This window comes from bacterium SCSIO 12827 (assembly GCA_024397995.1).
Taxonomy (GTDB): domain Bacteria; phylum Pseudomonadota; class Alphaproteobacteria; order Rhodospirillales; family Casp-alpha2; genus UBA1479.
The window spans coordinates 3,658,971-3,677,795 of the sequence record CP073746.1; the positions used below are offsets into that span (position 1 = coordinate 3,658,971).

At 62.8% G+C, this 18,825-nt stretch carries 16 protein-coding genes; 13 read left to right on the forward strand and 3 right to left on the reverse strand.

Features of this window, described 5'->3' with window-relative positions; translation table 11 throughout:
- Positions 1-100: 100 nt before the first annotated feature.
- Positions 101-319 carry a DUF1674 domain-containing protein gene (locus KFF05_17160; protein UTW51599.1) on the reverse strand — a complete coding sequence of 73 codons (219 nt, stop codon included), beginning with the start codon at positions 317-319 and terminating at the stop codon, positions 101-103.
- An 89-nt stretch (positions 320-408) separates the two neighbouring features.
- Between KFF05_17160 and rsmB the strand changes: the two genes are divergently transcribed.
- The 3 genes from rsmB to KFF05_17175 all read left to right on the forward strand — a co-directional run bounded on the left by rsmB (position 409) and on the right by KFF05_17175 (position 4,657).
- A complete protein-coding gene (gene rsmB / locus KFF05_17165; GenBank protein ID UTW51600.1) occupies positions 409-1,701 on the forward strand; it encodes a 16S rRNA (cytosine(967)-C(5))-methyltransferase RsmB in 1,293 nt (430 codons plus the stop codon).
- A 28-nt stretch (positions 1,702-1,729) separates the two neighbouring features.
- Positions 1,730-3,316 carry a heparinase II/III family protein gene (locus KFF05_17170; GenBank protein UTW51601.1) on the forward strand — a complete coding sequence of 529 codons (1,587 nt, stop codon included), beginning with the start codon at positions 1,730-1,732 and terminating at the stop codon, positions 3,314-3,316.
- Between the two features lie 93 nt (positions 3,317-3,409).
- Positions 3,410-4,657 (forward strand): O-antigen ligase family protein, encoded by a 1,248-nt coding sequence (locus KFF05_17175; GenBank protein UTW51602.1) that lies wholly within the window; start codon positions 3,410-3,412, stop codon positions 4,655-4,657.
- 6 nt (positions 4,658-4,663) lie between these two features.
- Here KFF05_17175 and KFF05_17180 read toward each other — a convergent pair whose 3' ends face one another.
- Entirely contained in the window at positions 4,664-6,295 is a 1,632-nt protein-coding gene (locus KFF05_17180) for a glycosyltransferase family 39 protein (GenBank protein UTW51603.1), read from the reverse strand.
- Between the two features lie 178 nt (positions 6,296-6,473).
- Between KFF05_17180 and KFF05_17185 the strand changes: the two genes are divergently transcribed.
- The gene (locus KFF05_17185; GenBank protein UTW51604.1) at positions 6,474-7,880 is read left to right on the forward strand and encodes a hypothetical protein; all 1,407 of its coding nucleotides are present in this window, start codon (positions 6,474-6,476) and stop codon (positions 7,878-7,880) included.
- Between the two features lie 38 nt (positions 7,881-7,918).
- Complete coding sequence (locus KFF05_17190; protein UTW51605.1) at positions 7,919-9,364, forward strand: hypothetical protein; 1,446 nt, start codon at positions 7,919-7,921, stop codon at positions 9,362-9,364.
- Here KFF05_17190 and KFF05_17195 read toward each other — a convergent pair.
- Entirely contained in the window at positions 9,361-10,380 is a 1,020-nt protein-coding gene (locus KFF05_17195; GenBank protein UTW51606.1) for a radical SAM protein, read from the reverse strand. The genes KFF05_17190 and KFF05_17195 overlap by 4 nt on opposite strands.
- Positions 10,381-10,669: 289 nt before the next feature.
- On the opposite strand from KFF05_17195, the gene KFF05_17200 reads away from it, so the two are divergent.
- From KFF05_17200 to KFF05_17235, 8 genes are all read left to right on the forward strand, one after another.
- Positions 10,670-11,338, forward strand: a complete 669-nt coding sequence (locus KFF05_17200; protein ID UTW51607.1) for a winged helix-turn-helix transcriptional regulator — start codon at positions 10,670-10,672, stop codon at positions 11,336-11,338.
- Positions 11,335-11,826, forward strand: a complete 492-nt coding sequence (locus tag KFF05_17205; GenBank protein UTW51608.1) for a transcriptional activator RfaH — start codon at positions 11,335-11,337, stop codon at positions 11,824-11,826. Before KFF05_17200 ends, KFF05_17205 begins: the two co-directional genes overlap by 4 nt.
- Positions 11,827-11,951: 125 nt before the next feature.
- Positions 11,952-12,668 (forward strand): acylneuraminate cytidylyltransferase family protein, encoded by a 717-nt coding sequence (locus KFF05_17210; protein ID UTW53773.1) that lies wholly within the window; start codon positions 11,952-11,954, stop codon positions 12,666-12,668.
- Positions 12,665-13,675: an NAD-dependent 4,6-dehydratase LegB gene (locus tag KFF05_17215; GenBank protein ID UTW51609.1), complete on the forward strand. Its 1,011-nt coding sequence runs from the start codon at positions 12,665-12,667 to the stop codon at positions 13,673-13,675. The genes KFF05_17210 and KFF05_17215 overlap by 4 nt, the downstream gene beginning before the upstream one ends.
- Entirely contained in the window at positions 13,668-14,885 is a 1,218-nt protein-coding gene (locus KFF05_17220; protein ID UTW51610.1) for a LegC family aminotransferase, read from the forward strand. Before KFF05_17215 ends, KFF05_17220 begins: the two co-directional genes overlap by 8 nt.
- 3 nt (positions 14,886-14,888) lie before the next feature.
- A complete protein-coding gene (gene neuB / locus KFF05_17225) occupies positions 14,889-17,138 on the forward strand; it encodes an N-acetylneuraminate synthase (GenBank protein ID UTW51611.1) in 2,250 nt (749 codons plus the stop codon).
- On the forward strand, positions 17,135-17,770 hold the full coding sequence (locus KFF05_17230; GenBank protein UTW51612.1) for an acetyltransferase: 636 nt from the start codon (positions 17,135-17,137) through the stop codon (positions 17,768-17,770). The genes neuB and KFF05_17230 overlap by 4 nt, the downstream gene beginning before the upstream one ends.
- Positions 17,770-18,813 carry a nucleotidyltransferase family protein gene (locus KFF05_17235; protein UTW51613.1) on the forward strand — a complete coding sequence of 348 codons (1,044 nt, stop codon included), beginning with the start codon at positions 17,770-17,772 and terminating at the stop codon, positions 18,811-18,813. Before KFF05_17230 ends, KFF05_17235 begins: the two co-directional genes overlap by 1 nt.
- The last annotated feature ends 12 nt before the right edge of the window (positions 18,814-18,825 follow it).

The window sequence follows — 18,825 nt, forward strand, 5'->3', positions numbered from 1 at the left end:
GCGTCTCCGTCCTCGCCCGATCAGGGCATAGAATGTCCCACCGGCGCGCCAAGAGCAAGCCCCCGGCAGCCCGCGGGATCGTGGACGGTTCGGAAGCGGATCAAAAATCGATGCAGCGGCCGTTCTTTTCCCAATCACCGAAGCGGGTGGGGTCCGGGCGTGCGGCCTTGACACCGTCCGCACCCTCGGCGGTGGGTGCCTGGGAAGCGGCCTGGGGTGCCGGTTGCAGACGGGGGTCGATCTGTGTACGCCCGGCCGCGAGAAAGGCCCGCGCCCGTTCCAAGCGTTGAACGCGCTTGCTGTCGTTGTCGTCGGTCATGGCCGCAGTTTAGCGGGATCTCTGCCCGCCCGCCAAGGCCGTGGTTGAATCCCCTTGCCCGCCCCGCGCCACCCTGGCATGACCGGGGCATGAACCATGACAGCCCGGATGCCCGCGCGGCGGCCCTCGACCTGTTGCAGGGCGTGATTCGCCGCAAGCAGGCCCTCGACCAGCAAATGACCGGTGGTGCCTTCGCGGCGCTCGACCCGCGCGGGCGCGCTTTTGCCCATAATTTGGTCGCCACGACCTTGCGCCGCCGGGGCCAGATCGACACGCTGATTGCTTCCTGCCTGGAGAAGCCCCTGCCGGCAAGCGCCCGCACGGCCCAGGACATCCTGCGGCTGGGCGCCGCGCAACTGCTGTTCACGGGCACGGCCGACCATGCCGCCGTGGACACGGCCGTGGACCTGGCCCGCGCACGCGGCCAGGGACGCCTGGCCAAGCTGGTCAACGCGGTGCTGCGCCGCCTTCAGCGCGAGGCCGCCGCCGCCCTGGCCGGACAGGACGCGGCCCGGCTCAACACGCCGGACTGGCTGTGGCAGGCCTGGGAGGCCGCCTACGGCCCCGATATCTGCCGCGCCATCGCGGAAAGCCACCTGACCTCGGCCCCTCTCGACATCACGGTCAAGGACGATGCCGCGGACTGGGCCGAACGCCTGGGCGGCACGGCCTTGTCGGACCGCAACCTGCGCCTGACCGATGCGGCACCCGTGCCCGAACTGCCCGGATTTGCCGACGGTGCCTGGTGGGTACAGGACCGGGCAGCGGCCCTGCCCGTACGGTTGTTGGGCGATGTCGCGGGCCTGAGTATTCTCGACCTATGCGCCGCACCCGGCGGCAAGACGGCGCAATTGGCGGCGGCGGGTGCCCGGGTGACCGCCCTTGACCGCTCGGAAAAGCGCCTGGAAACCCTTGTCCGCAATCTGGACCGCCTGGCGCTTCAGGTGGAAACCGTGGCCGCCGACGCCCTTTCCTGGGACGCCCCCACCCGCTTCGACGCAATCCTGTTGGACGCCCCCTGTTCGGCCACGGGAACGATCCGCCGCCACCCGGACCTGCCCCATCTGAAGCGGCCAGAGGACACGGCCAAGCTGGCCGACCTGCAGGACCGCTTGCTGACCCGGGCGGCCGGATGGGTCCGCCCCGGCGGCGTGCTGGTTTTCGCGACCTGTTCCCTACAGCCCGAGGAAGGGCCCGAGCGCGTTCGGGCGTTCCTGAGCCGACAGGCCGACTTCAAGACCGAGCCGGCGACAGCCGGCGAATCGGGCGTCACACCGGACATGCTGTCGCCGGAAGGATGGTTGCGCACCCTGCCCTGCATGGCGGCGGAAATCGGCGGCATGGACGGGTTTTTCGCGGCCGTCCTGCGGCGTATCGCCTAGCGCCCCGTTCGGTGCTATTCATCCGCGGATGGTATTCCGGTTCGCCCGCGACGTGTTTTACCGCAGCGACATCTACAACAGGATGTTGCACCGCCACGGGACGGCCCAAATCCACGCCATTACCACCGATCCCCTGCCCGGTGACCCGGTGCGCGGCGCCGGAATCCTGAACGGCGAGATGATCCTGGCCGCGCGCAAACGCACCTTAGGGTCCTATCCTTTTGCCGCCGACCTGAAAAGCCGCCGCGCCGTGGCCGAGCTTTACGGATTTTCCTGGCTGCGCGATCTCGCCGCGCTCAGCGCGCCGGACGCCCGTGAGGCCGCCCAGGCCCTGATCCGCGACTGGCTGCGTCATCACGACCGCTGGGATGCCGTGACCTGGGCCCTCGATGTGGCTGGAACCCGAATTCTCGCCTGGCTTAATTATATCGATTTCATAACAGATGGGGCTGACAATGGTCTGCGCGCGGAAATGGCGGCCGCTGCGTCGGCTCAGTTGCGCCACCTTGCTGGCAGAAACCGTTCCGGAAACGAACATTCCGGACTTGATGAAAGTCCGTTCACGGCCGGGGCAGCCCTGATCGCCGGGGCTGTCAGCCTGCCGGGCCTGGATTCCCTGCTCGACACCGGCCTTGAACGGCTGCGGACCGCCATCGCCCGCGATATTCTGGCCGACGGTGGTCACCGGACGCGAACGCCGGAAACCGCCCTGCGCACCCTCACCCGGCTGGTCGCGGCGGCGCGCGCCCTCCGGGCCGGGCGTCGGCCGGTGCCCGATTTCCTGACCGACGCCCTGGCCAGGGTGGCCCCTGCGGTCAAGGCGACCGTACTGGGCGACGGGGGGCTGGCCGCTTTCAACGGCGGCAACAACGGCAGCGCACCCGCGGTAACGGCAATCCTGAGTGCGGCAGGCATGCGTGGCCCGGCGCCCACCAGCCTGCCTGATTGGGGGTATGAGCGCCTTCACGCCGGCACCACCACGGTGGTCGCCGATACGGGCTGTTACGGCGGCATCCACGCGGGGGCGCTCAGTTTTGAAATGTCGGCAGGCCGCCACCGCCTGGTCGTCAATTGCGGCGCCCACCCTGACGAGACCACGGAATGGGCGCGGGTGCTGCGCTCGACCGCCGCCCATTCGACACTTGCCGTTAACGACACGGACGCCCTGCCGACGGACGGGTCCTGCACGGCCGAGGTCGGCATGGCATTCCGCCGCAACGAGCGGGAAGGCAGCTCCCTCGTCCAATCGGCGCACGACGGCTACCGCCGGGCATTCGGCATTGTCCACAACCGCGACCTCTACCTGTCGGGGGCGGGCGACGATTTCCGGGGCAAGGATACCCTGGTCGGCGGTACCGGCGCCTTCACTTTGCGTTTTCATCTGCATCCGGAAACCGGGGCGTCGATGTTGGAAGGCGGCGACGCCGTGTTGTTGAAACTGCCCGGCGGCAAGGGGTGGCGCTTTCGCTGTTCAGGCGCCCGGCCGGCGCTGGAGGAAAGCGTTTATCTGGGCGATCCGGCCCGCCCCCGGCGCTGCGGGCAGATCGTCCTGCGCGGCGAACACCGAGGCCGCGAGACGGCGGTGCGCTGGTCGTTCCTGCGCGAAGGGGCCTAAACCTGCGGCCGCGCAAGTGGACCCGCGCGGAGGCTTCTGCTATCAGCGGTCAAACTTTATAACCCCGGCCCTTCGGGGTTCAGCGGACCCTTCATGGCCATGACCGACGACCATCCACATTCGACCTGGCTGCGTGACGTGACCGCGGTCGCGATCGGCCTGACCGTTCCCGTCATGGTGTCGGGGCGGGCGATACTACAGGGGATCGTGGCGGCGGCGTTGATCGCCGTCCTGATCGTTGCCTGGCGGGACCGCGCCATTTTTGCGCGGGCCGGCGCCGCCGTACGCTCACGTTTCGGCATGATCGTGCTGGCCGCCTTCGCCGGGATGGCAATCAGCATTCCGGGCTCGCTCGATCCTCTCAGATCTTTCGAAGCCTGGGCGCGGACGCTCGCCTACATCGGTGGATGCACCTTGTTTTGGGCGTTCCTGTCCGGGGACCCGCGTGCGCTTCGACAAACGACCCGTACCCTTGTCCTGTTTTCCCTGATCAGTGTGGGGATCATAATCATCGCGCAGTTGGGGTATCGAGAGCCCCTGAAATGGATCCGTGGCGAATTCCGCTTCATGCCGTCGACTTGGGCCTTCCACGCGCCAAAGGCCTATGCCGCACTGGGCGCCTGCGCCGCACCAGTCCTAGCCTGGGTGGCCGTGCGGGAAACCGGCGCCTGGCGGTGGGCCGCCCTGAGCGCCGCCCTTCTCCTAGTTTACATCGTCATCACCACGGCGAACAAATCAGCCCTTGGCGGTCTGCTGACCATGCTTTTGGTCGTCAGCTTCGCCCTTGCTACGCGCAAGAACCGAAAATGGCTTGCCGCCTGGGTGGTTTGGGCCGTGGCGACGACGGCCGCGGTTCTGTTGCTGGTCTATGAATTGCCGGACGAACCCTCGTCGACCGCCGTCTGGGACTGGGTGCCGCCACAACTGGTCGACACCCACCGTCAGCAGATATGGCACTTCACCGCGGGAAAGATCGCCGAGGCCCCCTGGACCGGATATGGGATCAACGTCATTAACCGCGTCGAAGGCGCCGGTGATATTCTGCCCGGTTATGAGGCCGAGGCCTTGCCGTCGCATCCGCACAATTGGATTCTTGAAATTCTGGGGGAAACCGGCCTGATCGGATTCATTCCGGTCTTTTTCGCCATCGCCTGGTCGGCCGCCCGCAGCTTTCGCCGCTATCTTTTATGGGCGGATCCGGCAGCGCTGGCCCAGCTTGGCCTGACCGCCGTCTTCTGGGGGTCGTCCCTGTTCAATTTCTCGATCTGGTCGTCCTGGTGGCTGATCGGATATTTCCTGCTGATGGCGGTCATCAGTGCCGGGACACGGCAGCGAACATAAGGTCCATCAACGCTGGCGCAGCCGCTCCTGACGGGGCGGGTAAAGGTCACTCGCCCAGGCCCCGATCAGGCGCGAGCGAAACCGCGTTTGCGCGGCGGGGGGCGCCCCATCCGGCAGGCTGTCATGAAGCGCGATGATCATCCCTTTGGGATGCACCGCCAACCAGTCTTCCAGTTCCGCCGGCCCATCGACGACCCCGAACGGGCGCGTCAAACGACCGAGAAAGTGGAACTGGCCGTGGTATTTGCCAAAGGTGACGAAGTCATACCCCTTGTCTTCATGGGCCTTGAGGGCTTTCGCGAAGGACCGGAAGTCGTGCGATTCCATCATCAACGGCCTGAAGGTCAGGTGAATGCCGATTATCATCGTCACGGATAACGCCGCGATTCCCACGGTCCGGGCCGCGGCCCCACCTTGAGCCCGGAAATACAACGCAACCGCGACCAGCACGACCGCCGCAAGGGGCCAGAGCTGCGCATCACCGACCGAGGTTGCCCAGGACGGCCTCAAATCGAAATGGAAAGCCCCGGCGATCACCCCCGCCGCCAAGACGAAGAACACCATCGGCAACCAGCGGTCGACGGGGCGCCAAAATCCGCTCGTCCCGGCCGATGCACCGCAGAGGGCCCGCGCCAGCAGCAACGCCAGGGCGGGAAACTCGGGCAAAAGATAATGCGGCTGCTTGCCACTGATCGCCGAGAACACCAGGAAGGCTGCGGCAAACCAGATCACGGCGAGGCGCGCGCCGCCGTCGGCGCGCATGACCGGCATCTCGACGCGGATGGCGCGCCACGCGGCCGGCCAGATCAGCCATGGCAGCACCATCGCCGGCAGGATGGCCGCGAACCACCAGAACGGGCGGCCATGGGCGAAGGAATCGACCATCCGTCCGGCCGACTGGCCCCACAGAATGGCGTCGCGGTAGGCATCGCCCCCGGCCGCCGCCGCCGGAAGCGCCCAGGCCAGCCCGATCGCCGCCCCAACCAGCACGGCGGCGCCAAGGCACGCATACCACCGGCCCCATCCGCCGCCCCAACCGAAACTCTGCGCCCAAAGCGGAGCCATCAGGGCCGCCGGCAGAAGATGAACCAGGATCGCCGGTCCCTTGCCGAGAACGCCGAGACCGACGGACAGCGCGAACAAGGAGAATCCCACAAACAGCCTGCCACGCGCCACAAACGCCAACCCGATCATGCCGGACACGGCAAAACAGGCGTGCAGCATGTCGAACATGGTCATGGAGGTGAACAGGGTCCAGAACAGGGCCCCCAGAGCCAGGGCCGCCGCCACGGCGCCGGCCTCGGCCCGATCCGGCCACAACAGACGCCCCAGCCGCCACGTCCCCAACAGAGCCGCAAGTCCGAACAAAGGCGCCACCAATCTTGGCCACCAGTCGTTGACGCCGAACAGGGCCCAACCCAGATGCATGCCCCAGAACAGAAGCGGCGGCTTGTGGCTGTAAGGCTCCCCGTTCAGATAGGGAACCAGGAAATCGCCGCGCTGCCACATTTCCCAGGCAACGGCGAGATAGCGGGTTTCATCGACCGGCAGAAGCGGGCGCACCGCAATCGCAACCGCAACCATCACCGCCCACAGAATGGTCAGGATCAGGACAAAGGGGGGCCGACGTACCGTCATGGGCCCCTGTTAACCGATCAGCCGGGGCAAACCAACGGCAAATTGCGTCGTCGCCGCCCCCGGCCCGTCCCTTGACAGCACTGCCGTTGCCGACTATTCCGCGTCGGCGGACATTGGGGGCGGGCATCCGGCCCGGCGGCGCATAACGGCACGGTCCAATTGCAGGGGAAATCAAGTGTTGCGGTTCGAGACCACGCTGGAGCGGCGCCTTCCCTTGATCCTCGCCATGATCTTCGTCGGCTGGGGCGCCTACATGATCGGCATGAAGTTCCGCCTGCTCCATTACGGGCTGGCGACGGACGATCTGTTCAACTACGTAAACGCGCTCTACAACACGAATTTTCAGGACAAATGGCTGTTTTCCGGTCGCTATGAACTTCTGCGCGGTCTGCCGTCGCTGCTGTTCAACCACTGGCAGCCGACCTTGCTGGTGCTCTGGCCCGTTGTCCATCTGGCCGGGGCCGAGGGACTGTTGGTGGTCCAGGCGCTGGCCCCCCTATGGGCCGCGGCCTTCCTTCTGAAGATTGCCGAGAGGTTCGGCCTGTCGGCCTTCGAACGCCTGTTCGTGGCCGTTGTCTGCCTGTTCCATCCGAACCTGATGGCCGCGGTGATGGACAGCATGTACGGCTTCCACGGCACCTGTCTGTTGCTGTATTTCGGCGCCCCGATGGCTTGGGCCGCCGTGACAGGGCGCTGGCGGCTCACGTTCGTGTTGCTGATCTTCTTCCTCAACATCCGTGAAAACGCAGCCCTTTACGTTGGCGGCGCCGCTGTCGGTTGGTTGCTCTTCACCAACCCCTATTTCGCCACCCGACGCGGCCTCGCGGCCGCCGTCCTGATCGCGGCCGCGACGTTCGTCGGCGGACTGATCGTGGCGCCTTGGCTTATGGGCGTTGTTCATGAGCACGCCAACCACGCCCGTGAAGTTCTGACGACGCCCAGCCGGATCGCTCTTGCCCTGAAGAACATGGACACGGACTGGCACAACCTGTTCCTCTGGCTGTGGCCGGGGCTGGCGGCACCGGGCGCGCTGCTGGCCATCGTGCCGGAGTCCGTCATTCTGATCCTGGCCCAGAAGAAGGCATCACACTGGTACGGCATGACGTTGGTGTTCGCCGGTGCGCTGGCCGTGGCCCAGGGGCTGCCGAAGGTACGCGCCTACGCCGACCGGAAGGGCCTGGCCAAGGCGCTGATGGTGCTGCTGACCCTGCACATGATCGCCATCGCAGTGGCCGGCCCCAAGGAAGTCTGGGGCCAGACACGCAAGCTGGTCACCCGCATCGGCTACCATGTGCCACCGGAATCCCGCCTCCAGGCACGGGCCGTCATCGACACCCGCTGCCGCGTGGCGGTCGAACTGCAGGCCATGTACGGGTTCGGCGATCTGCCCTACCTTCAGTACCCCCGTCAGGCCGCTCAATCGAAATATATCGTTGCCATCCCCAGCATGGCGTCCAGCCTGACAAAATGGGTGAACGCAACGAAAGGCGACCTTAAGCTGATTTACGAAGACAGCCATGTGGCGGTTTTCGAAAATCCGAATGTGCCCTGCGTGTGGCCACTTGATACGGCGGCCAAGGGCTAGCCCCCCCACCAACAGGTTTTAGGCAAGGGAGGACGTGCGTGGCTGCCCTGGACGACAAAACACCCGCCGCCGCGATCGAACGCAACATCGGCCTCCTCACCATCCTGATCATCGCGGGATGGGCTGTGTTCATGCTGATCGTCAAATTCCGCCTGGCCCACCACGGCCTCGCGACGGACGACCTCTACAACTACGCCAACGCCCTCTACAACACCAATTTCTGGGACAAATGGCTATATAACGCACGCTATGCGGTCGGCCGTGACCTGCCGTCATTGGCTTTCGACCATTGGCAGCCGACAACCCTCGTTCTATGGCCTGTCGTGCGTCTGTTCGGCCCCCATTCCCTGCTCGTGATCCAGGCCCTGGCGCCGATCTGGGCCTGTCTGTTCCTTATCAAAATCGGCTGCCATCTCGGGCTGAATGCGTTCGACCGCCTGTTCACGGTGATCATCTGCCTGTTCAGCCCCTACATGATGCTGGCCGTGATGGATTCCATCGAAGGGTTCCACGCCACCAGCCTGCTGCTCCTGTTCGGCGCACCTCTCGCCTGGGCCGCCGTTATGGGACGGTGGACACTGGCCCTCGTGCTGTTGTTGTTCTTTCTTAACGTGCGCGAGAACGCCGCACTTTATGTTTTAGGCGCGGTGATCGGCCATTGGATCCTGGGGAACGGATACTTCGACGGACGCAGGCGCGCACTCGCCGCCCTGCTGATCGCGGCCCTGGTTTTCTGGATCGGCATCAAGGGGGCCCCGATGCTGGCCGGGGTCGACAATTTCCACTTCAGCAAGGTCGGGCACGCGGTCGGCACGTCGGAAATCCTCAAGTTCAATATTGCAGCCATCGACAAGGATTGGGCCGCTTATCTGCTCGGCCTGTGGCCGGCGATTTTCGCGCCTGGCGCACTGATCACCGTGATCCCGGAAGCGATCGTACTTCTGATCGCCGACAAAAAGATCGTAAACTGGTACGGCATGTCGCTGGTGTTTGCGGGGGCACTGGCGGCGACATTCGGTATTGCCTGGATCCGTCGCACGTTGCCGGCCGGCATCTGGGGCCGGACGCTGACAGCGGTGTTCGCAGTGCATATGGCCGCTCTGGCGATGACCAGTCCGGTCAATGTGTGGGAAAAGACCGGTACGATTATCGAACGTTATGGCTATGTAGTTCCTGAGGCATCCCTGGCCGCCGCACGAGCCAAAATTGACCCGCAATGCGGAACGTCCGTGTTCTTCCAGGCAATGAAAGGGTTCGGCGATCTGCCGCAGCTTTTGTACCCGCACCCGACGCAGGCCGCGCAAGCACGCTATATAATCGTGAGCAAGCGCGAACCGCTGGGCCTAAACCACAATCGCTTACAGGTAGAGTTTGTGGCAGACGTCAAAAACAGCCTGATCCTTCTGCATGAAGATCCATTTTTGAGAGTGTATGAACGGACGGACGCCCCGTGCGTTCCCGGGTTCTCACCGAAAGCCGGTTAACGGTCGCAATCGTTCTGGCAGAAATCGGTTTTCTTTTTGTAAAGCGTCTCGAACAGGTTTTCGTTTCGCGCATATATGTCGGCGAAATCTTCCGTAAAGATATTGCCGTCCAAAACATGCTTGGAACACGTGACCTCGATGGTTCCCACAGGATCGACGCGGATATTTTCCAAGGAACGATTGCATGTGCCATAGGGCTTATTCGAGCGATCTTCGTTGAATTCCGTCGATGTCAGACGGTCGCCCAGAATTGCGCGCAGCCGCTTAACGACGGCGAAGAACCGGCCTCTTTCCATGCGATGGAACGGGTTCACCGTGTTGCGCATGCGCGGCAGGAGATGCCAGAACCAGAACGTGTCGAACAGCTCGTCGTTCTCACGCACGAAGATTTCGGCCTCGTCGGCATTCTCCTCGAACGCCGTCCAATTGATGTTAACCACCGGCTTATTGACGCCGCGCTCATCCTTCAGCGCCTTCAGCTTGCGCAAATTCTTGAGCACCCGATCCAGATCGTTGACCTCGCGGATCTTCTTATAAAGCTCGGGCGTCGCGGCATCGATGGAAACCGCCATTCGGTCGACACCACAGGTAACCATGGCCTCCATCATCTCATCCGTCAGAATGGCCCCATTCGAGACAAAGTGGATGTAGGGAACCTTGTAGCGAGCTGCAACACGGATAAAGTCGGCCAAGTGCTTGTTCATTGTCGGCTCCCAAGCACATGACAGCGCAAGCGAGTGTGCATACGGGAACAAGTTCTCGGCGGTCTTTTCAAAATCCGCCAATGACATCAACTGAGTCCGGTGGCCCGTAAGGTCCAGCGTGTAGCAATACTGACAGCGATGGTTACAGGCGGACACGGTATCAATGCGCACCGAGAGGTAGCGCTCACCCTTTTTCCGCCGCTCCATCAATTTGTAGTGTTCGGGCACGGAAAGCAGGCCGTTCTTGACTCTCGACAAGGCGTGATAGGTCGAATCAGGAAGGACTTTACGTGCGAACTGCTTAATCAGCATCGGCGTTCCGCTAAGTTACAAGGGCATCCGCATACAGCATGCCTGAAGGCCGTATATAGAGGCAGACCTTGGCGCATTCAACCACAACCTCCGAAGTGAGGATCTCCGCGCACGGCTTTCCGGCCCCCAAAGAGCCGTCATAAACGTGCGAGGGGGCGGTCACCCGCGTCGCAAAATCTATCGAGATTACAGTATGAAAAGACGACACTCTCAGTACCTCCAAGGCATGCACGCAGATTGACGTTCATGCCTTGAACATAGTATGTTCAGGGCATGAACAGAGGCTCTTATGGCAAACGGTAAATTCGACGCGCAAAATCACAACCAAATGATTGAGACGACTCTCGATCTTTTGGATGCGGTGGCCGAAGATGAAACGATTTCGCAGCGCGGTCTTGCCGAACGGTTGGGCGTCGCCTTAGGGCTGACAAATGCCGTTCTCAAGCGTTGCGTCAAAAAAGGCTTGCTCAAAATCAGTCAGGTTCCCGCGAGACGCTACGCTTATTATTTGACGCCGCAGGGATTCGCCGAGAAAAGCCGCCTGACAGCCGAATACTTGAGCCATTCTCTGAATTTCTACCGCACCGCACGCCATGAGTACGCTGAGATTTTCCGGTTCTGCGCAACCCGCAACTGGCGACGGGTCGTCATCGTCGGCGCGACGGACCTTGCTGAAATTGCCTCCCTGGCCATTGTCGGCACCGATGTCAGCATCGTCGGCATCCTCGATCCCGGCCGAAACGAGGCCACTTTCTGCGACATTCCCGTGTATCAGACGCTTGAGGCCATTCAATCATCGCAGCGCCCTGATGCAATCATCATCGCCGACATGACCGACCCTCAGCAGACCCGCGACCGGTTGATCGCACTGCTGCCGGAAGATTGTGTTCTGACCCCCAAGTTTATGCGCGTGAGCGGAATGTCGGCGCATCAAATTCCCGGAGCGAACGTTCAATGAATTGGTATGTCGTCTATACCCAGCCGCACAAAGAACAGATCGCCTTCCAAAATCTGCAAAAACAGGGGTTCGACACCTATCTACCACGCTATCAGAAACGCTGCCGGCACGCGCGCCGCGTCTATACGGTCATGTCGCCGCTGTTTCCCCGCTATCTGTTCGTGCACATGAACCCGGCGACCCAACGATGGCGTTCGATCAACGGCACCTTGGGGGTCAGCTATCTTCTCAGTGACGGCCCCGACCCGATCTCTATCCCTGACGGGATCGTGGACACGATCCGCAACCAAGAGCAGGAGGGCATCGTCCAGGTCATGCCGCCGGCTTTCGTCAAAGGGCAAAAAATCTGCGTCACAAACGGGCCGTTCGCCGAACTCGAAGGCCTATTCGAATGTGTTGACGACGACCAACGCGTCGTCCTTCTGCTGGAATTCATGGGCCGGGTCGTGCGCACACGCCTGCCTGGTCACGCCGTCACCGCGGCCTGATTTTCAGCACCCTCGGCGGCCATTCGGCCGCGCACTGCCTTAAGCGCAGTCTGGGTGTCCCGCTTCACCCGGACTGCGGTAGCATGCCCGGATTCTTGCGCCGGGCCGGGAACATCTTGATCAAGATGATAGACGGAAAGACCTGTCTGGGCGTGATTGTTGCGCGTGGCGGCTCCAAGGGCCTGCCAGGCAAGAATATCGCCGACCTAGGCGGCCGCCCTTTGATTGCCTGGACCATCGCCGCGGGACAACGATCTGCGTGTCTTGATCGGCTTATCTTGTCTTCCGACGACGACGCCATCATTGATGCGGCCCAGGCCGCGGGCTGTGACGTCCCTTTCCGCCGCCCGGCGGTGCTTGCAACCGACGAAGCCCCCATCGCCGACACCTTAATCCATGCATTGGACAATTTGGACGGTCCCTTCGACTACGTCGTACTGTTGGCCGCAACCTCACCCTTGCGCAGCAGCGACGACATTGATGCTTGCATCGCGGCCTGCCATTCCGGCGGCGTCTGCGCCGTCACCGTCGTCGAGGCACCCAAACCCCTGGAATGGATGTGCCGCATCACGAATGGCGGCCAGCTGGTTCCAGCCATCCCGGGCGACGGCCTGCACACCCGCCGCCAGGACACCGCCCCCACCTTCCTTCCCAACGGCGCCGTCTACGTCGCGCGCACCGACTGGTTCCGTGAACACCGAACCTTTTATGGCAACGATACCCGCGCCAGCATCATGCCCGCTGACCGTTCGGTCGACATCGACGGCGAATTGGATCTGATGATGGCCCGCATGATCGTCGAACAGAATGCCGCTGCCGCTGGAGGCACATCAACGTCATGACCCTCGCTCGCAAACGCATCCTCGTAACCGGCGCGGATGGGTTCATCGGCTCCCATTTAACCGAGGCCCTGGTCCGCCGCGGGCACGACGTTCGCGCCTTCGTGTACTACAACTCGTTCAACTCTTGGGGTTGGCTCGACCACGCGGACGCTGACATCCGTGAATCGCTCGACGTGTTTGCCGGAGACGTTCGCGACGCCCACGGCGTTCGCGAGGCCGTGCGCGGCTGCGATGTCGTCCTGCATCTCGCCGCACTGATCGCCATTCCCTATTCCTACCATTCGCCCGCGACCTACGTCGAAACCAACATTCAAGGAACCTTGAACGTTCTGCAGGCTGCGGCGGACCAGGGGTCGACGCATGTCGTGCATACCTCGACCAGCGAAGTCTACGGGACCGCGCAGTTTGTGCCGATCACCGAGGAACATCCCCTGCAAGGCCAATCGCCCTATTCGGCGACCAAGATCGCGGCCGACCAAATGGCGCTCGCCTTCCACCGTTCGTTTGAAACGCCTGTCGCCGTGATCCGGCCCTTCAATACCTACGGCCCCCGGCAATCGGCGCGTGCCGTGCTGCCGACGATCATCACTCAGGCGCTGTCCGGGCAACCGCGCCTGCGGCTCGGCGCTCTTCATCCAACACGGGATTTCAACTTCGTTTCGGACACCGTCCGCGCCTTCATCATGATGGCCGAAGGCGGCGGCGGCGTGGGCGACGTCATAAACATCGGCAGCAACTTCGAAATTTCCATCGACGATGCCATCAACGTGATCACCGAGGTGACCGGCACACCACTTGAGGTCGAGACCGAAGATCAGCGGCTGCGCCCGCAGCAGAGCGAGGTCGAGCGCCTGTGGGCCGACAACACGAAGGCCCGCGACGTGCTTGGATGGGAGCCGGAGTACGGCGGCTTGTCCGGCTTCAAACGCGGCATCGCGGAAACGGTCGAATGGTTCCGCGCCTCGGGTCACCTGACCCGCTACAAGGCTGACCGATACAATGTCTGACCCCATCGCCGCAGCCCCGGCCGTCCGCACAGACGCCGCCGACGAGGCAGGGCGCCGATTGATCGGCTTTCTGCGCAATACCCTGGGCGCGGAAGGCCCGGTTGCGCTTCACGAACCGTCTTTCGAAGGCAACGAATGGGCCTATGTGAAGGACTGTCTGGATACCGGTTGGGTGTCTTCCGCCGGCGCTTATGTGGAGCAGATCGAGCGCCTGACCGCCGATGCCTGCGGCACGGCACACGGCATCGCCGTGGTCAACGGCACGGCAGGTTTGCACACCGCCCTTCTGGCGCTCGGCGTCGAGCCCGGAGACGCCGTTATCTGCCCGGCATTGACCTTTATCGCCACGCCCAACGCCATCAGTTACTGCGGTGCGGTGCCCCTGTTCGTCGACAGCGACGCCGTCACGGGCGGTATCGACGCGGTGAAGCTTGCCGGTCTGTTCAAGGATGATTGCACGCCGGGCCCGGACGGCCTGATCCACACGGCAAGCGGGCGGCGGATCGCCGCGATCCTGCCGGTCCACTTGTTCGGACACCCTGCGGACATGACGGCCCTTGATACGTTGGCTCGCGAATTTTCGTTGCCGATTATCGAGGACGCCGCCGAAGCCCTCGGCAGTCGATATCAAGGCCGCGGCTGCGGAAGCTTGGGGGCGGCCGGCGTCATCAGCTTCAACGGGAACAAAACCGTGACCACGGGCGGCGGCGGTGTAATCGTGACCAACGACGATACGTTGGCCGCTCGCCTCAAGCATCTGACAACGACCGCACGCTTGCCGGACCGCTGGTGGTTCGATCATGACGCGGTCGGTTACAACTACCGCATGCCCAATATCAACGCGGCCCTGGGCTGTGCCCAGTTGGAACTGCTGCCTGTCTTTATCGACCGCAAACGCGATCTTGCGGCACGCTACGCCGACTTGTTCAGCGATCTCGACGGGGTCGCGACATTCGCTGAACCGGCCGGCTGCGAAAGCAATTTCTGGCTGAACGCCTTGATGTTCGAAAATGCAGACAGCCGCGATCGCTTCCTAACTCAAACCAACGACGCCGGCATCCAAACGCGGCCCTGCTGGCGCCTGATGCCGGATACCTCCGTTTATGCCGAGGCCCCTCGAGCCGGCGACCTTGCGACGGCACGCGACTTTGTCGAGCGCTTGGTGAACATCCCAAGTGGCCCTCGGCTATTGCACGGGACGAACGGCTAACCCATGGCGTCGCGCCGGATCTGTGTGCTGACAGCAACGCGGGCCGAATACGGCCTGTTGGTACCTTTGCTGCGCGCGATCACAGCGCAAAAGGATCTTGATCTGCAATTGATCGTGACCGGAACGCATCTGTCCGAAGCATTCGGCCATACCGTCGACGCCATTGAATCCGACGGCTTTGATACTACGGCACGGATCGACATCCTGCACCCCGGCGACGACGCGCAGGCCGCCGCCGACACGATGGCCGCGGGACTGAGCGCATTCACGACGACCTTGAGTGAACGGCAGCCCGATGCCCTGGTGCTTCTTGGCGACCGCTACGAAACCCTGGCTGCAGCATCGGCGGCCATGCTTGCCAATATCCCCATCGTGCACATTCACGGCGGGGAGTTGACCGAGGGCGCCTTCGACGACCCGATCCGGCACGCCGTCACCAAGATGGCGCATCTGCATTTCACGGCCGCAGAACCTTATCGCCAACGGGTCATCCAAATGGGGGAGGATCCGGCATCCGTCTACACCACCGGCGCTCTTGCCGCCGACAATATGCGGACCCTGAAATGGATGGGCCGCGCGGATCTGGAAAGCGACCTATGTCGTGATCTCGGCGCGCCGCTGTTTGTCGTGACGTATCATCCGGTGACCCTGGATAACGACGATGGATTGGCCGGCGTGGCCGCCTTGATCGAAGCCCTCGAACACCATGCCGACGCGCGCGTCGTGATCACCGGCGTCAATGCCGATCCCGGGCATAGTGCCGTCAGCCGCGCCCTGGACGCCTTTGTGACGCGCAATTCAGAACGCGCCTCTCTGCATCCATCGCTCGGCAGTCGCCGTTACCTGAGCCTGATGAAACTTGCCGACGCCGTCATCGGAAATTCCTCGAGCGGCGTGATCGAAGCGCCGATCCTGGGAACGCCCACCGTCAATGTCGGACCTCGTCAGGCCGGTCGGCTACGCTGGCCGAGCATTATCGATTGCGACGAAAACCCGGCCGCCATCATCGCCGCCATCGATGCGGCTCTTGTGCGGGACCACGCCGCCGAGGGCGGACCGGCGTCTCTTTTCGGCGACGGCCATGCCGGTGAACGGATGGCGGAAATTTTGGCCACGACCGACTTTTCAGGGCTGTGCCGCAAAAAATTTCATGACCAGCCCCCCGCTTTGCCCAATCCAACAGGCGCAGTGACGGTAATTGCCGAAGCCGGCGTAAACCACAACGGATCCTGCGCGACGGCGATTGCGCTGGTCGACGCTGCTGCCGATGCGGGCGCCGACGCGGTCAAGTTTCAGTCGTTCAAGGCCGACCAGCTGACGACAGCGACAGCCGCGAAAGCCGGCTATCAGGCGAGCCGGACGGGCGCCGAAGAAAGCCAGCGCGACATGCTGAAGGCATTGGAACTCAGTGAAAAGGACCAACGCGTAATCCACGCCCATTGCGTCGAAAGGGGCATTACTTTCTTGTCGACGCCGTTCGATATGGGCTCTCTCGTCTTCCTTGCCGATGGTCTCGGGTTGCGGCGGATCAAGGTCGGCTCCGGCGATTTGACCAACGCACCATTGCTCCTGGAGATCGCGCGCCGCGGATGTGACGTCATTCTATCCACGGGCATGGCAACCATGGATGAGATCGAGACCGCCCTCGGCGTTCTTGCCTTCGGTTACAATGGTGGCGCCGGCGTACCCGGAAGCGTGGCATTCGACCGGGCACTTCGTGATCCCGTCACGCGGATGACCTTGGCGCGCAAGGTGACATTGCTTCAATGCACGACCGAGTATCCCGCACCCGCAGGCGACCTGAATCTTCGAGTCATGGATTCGCTGTCCGCGCGATTCGGCTTGGCCGTCGGGTTTTCCGACCACAGCCAGGGCCCGACCGCGGCGATTGCCGCCGTCGCCCGGGGCGCCCGTATGATCGAAAAACACATCACGCTGGACTGCACAATGGCCGGGCCTGATCACAGTGCCTCCATGGAACCACGCGATTTCGCCGCCTTGGTGACCGCCATCCGCGATGTCGAGGCAGCGCTTGGTGACGGTGTAAAGCGGCCGTTGGAAAACGAGGTCGCCAACAAGGAGGTCGCCCGCAAGAGTCTGGTCGCCGCCTGCGCCATAAAGAAGGGCGAGCCGTTCACGGCAACGAACCTGACAGTCAAGCGGCCGGAGACAGGCATACCGGCCTACGAATATTTTGATTGGATCGGGCGACCGGCATCGCGCGACTTCATCGCCGATGAGATGATCTCGTGACCCGACCGCTTATCATTATCGGGGCCGGGGGCCACGCGGCGGTTGTGCTCGACGCGGCACGCAGCGCGGGCATGCCCGTCCTTGGTTTGGCCGATGCCGATCCGGCACGGCGCGACACGCTGGTACTCGGCGCGCCTGTGATCGGAGACGACGTTGATGTGCTCAAACACGCCCCCGCGGATATCCTTCTGATAATTGGTATCGGATCGACCGGGAGCACGGACCGGCGGCGCGCGGCGTATACCGCATTCAGGAACAAGGGATACACCTTTGCCACGGTTGTGCATCCCACCGCGACCGTCGCCGCCGAAATTGAACTCGGCGCCGGAACGGTGGTCATGGCCGGCGCCATCATCCAGCCCCGCGCTAAGGTCGGAGACAACGTGATCATCAACACCGGTGCCCGGGTCGACCACGACAGCAAGATCGGGGCCCATGCCCATATCGCCCCCGGTGCCGTACTGTCCGGCAACGTGACGGTTGGCGACGGCGCTCATGTCGGCGTCGGCACAACAATATTGCAGGGCATCGACATCGGCGCGCAGGCCATCTGCGCCGCCGGCGCGGTCGTCATCCGCAATGTCACCGATGGCGCCACGGTGGCAGGGAACCCAGCGCAGGAGATCGGATAATGGGAAATTGGCGAGACGCCATCATCCGGCCGCACGACACGATCCTTGCCGCCATCGAAAGCATCGAAAGAGGCGTTCGGCAGATCGCCTTGGTTCTTGACGATGACGAACGCCTCATCGGATCGGTCACAGACGGCGACATAAGGCGGGCAATTCTCAAGGGCATGACTTTGGAGCAGCCTGTCGTGCATGCCATGAACAGTGCGCCATTTCGCGTCGATCGCGATCATGACAAGAGCGCACTGAAGGCAACCATGCTGGCCCGTCGCCTACACCAGGTGCCCGTCACCGACAGCGACGGCCACGTCATCGACCTGATCATCATCGACGACCTCGTCAAAAGCGGTCAGGCGCGGGAAAATTGGGTCGTGTTGATGGCTGGCGGCTTGGGCAGGCGACTGCACCCGCTGACGGAGAACACGCCAAAGCCCTTGATCGAGGTCGGCGGCAAGCCGCTACTCGAAGGTATTGTCGAGAATTTCGTCAGCCAGGGATTTTCCCGCTTCTACATATCGATCAACTACAAAGGCGATCAAATCCGCAACCATTTCGGTGACGGCGGTAAGTGGAATTCCGAAATCCGCTATCTGTCCGAGAACATCCCCATGGGAACAGCGGGCGCCCTGAGCCTGATTGACCCTCCTCCCGAAACACCGCTGATCGTCATGAACGGCGACTTGTTGACGGAGATTGATTTCAATCGCGCGCTTGAATTCCACGATGAACAGGGCGCAACCGGCACGATGGGAGTCAGATCGTATGATTTCCAAGTCGATTTTGGCGTTGTCGATATCGACAACGGCCGCATTTCGGCAATCAACGAGAAGCCGGTGCACAAATTCTTCGTGAATGCCGGAATTTACGTACTGGATCCTTCTGCCTTGGCAGACATCCCGCGCGACACGGCGACCGACATGCCGGCCCTGTTTGAAAGCTGGATGGCCGCCGGCAAAAACTGCGCCGCGTTCCCCATTCACGAATATTGGCTGGACGTTGGTCGGATCGAGGATCTGGAACGCGCGCGTGAGCAGAAAAAGCCATAAGCGTTTATTCTC

Coding starts and splice junctions, on each gene's coding strand:
- KFF05_17160 (UTW51599.1), bottom strand. CDS start 319: ATGACCGACGACAACGACAGCAAGCGCGTTCAACGCTTGGAACGGGCG.
- rsmB (UTW51600.1), top strand. CDS start 409: ATGAACCATGACAGCCCGGATGCCCGCGCGGCGGCCCTCGACCTGTTG.
- KFF05_17170 (UTW51601.1), top strand. CDS start 1,730: ATGGTATTCCGGTTCGCCCGCGACGTGTTTTACCGCAGCGACATCTAC.
- KFF05_17175 (UTW51602.1), top strand. CDS start 3,410: ATGGCCATGACCGACGACCATCCACATTCGACCTGGCTGCGTGACGTG.
- KFF05_17180 (UTW51603.1), bottom strand. CDS start 6,295: ATGACGGTACGTCGGCCCCCCTTTGTCCTGATCCTGACCATTCTGTGG.
- KFF05_17195 (UTW51606.1), bottom strand. CDS start 10,380: ATGCTGATTAAGCAGTTCGCACGTAAAGTCCTTCCTGATTCGACCTAT.
- KFF05_17200 (UTW51607.1), top strand. CDS start 10,670: ATGGCAAACGGTAAATTCGACGCGCAAAATCACAACCAAATGATTGAG.
- KFF05_17205 (UTW51608.1), top strand. CDS start 11,335: ATGAATTGGTATGTCGTCTATACCCAGCCGCACAAAGAACAGATCGCC.
- KFF05_17210 (UTW53773.1), top strand. CDS start 11,952: ATGATAGACGGAAAGACCTGTCTGGGCGTGATTGTTGCGCGTGGCGGC.
- KFF05_17215 (UTW51609.1), top strand. CDS start 12,665: ATGACCCTCGCTCGCAAACGCATCCTCGTAACCGGCGCGGATGGGTTC.
- KFF05_17220 (UTW51610.1), top strand. CDS start 13,668: ATGTCTGACCCCATCGCCGCAGCCCCGGCCGTCCGCACAGACGCCGCC.
- neuB (UTW51611.1), top strand. CDS start 14,889: ATGGCGTCGCGCCGGATCTGTGTGCTGACAGCAACGCGGGCCGAATAC.
- KFF05_17235 (UTW51613.1), top strand. CDS start 17,770: ATGGGAAATTGGCGAGACGCCATCATCCGGCCGCACGACACGATCCTT.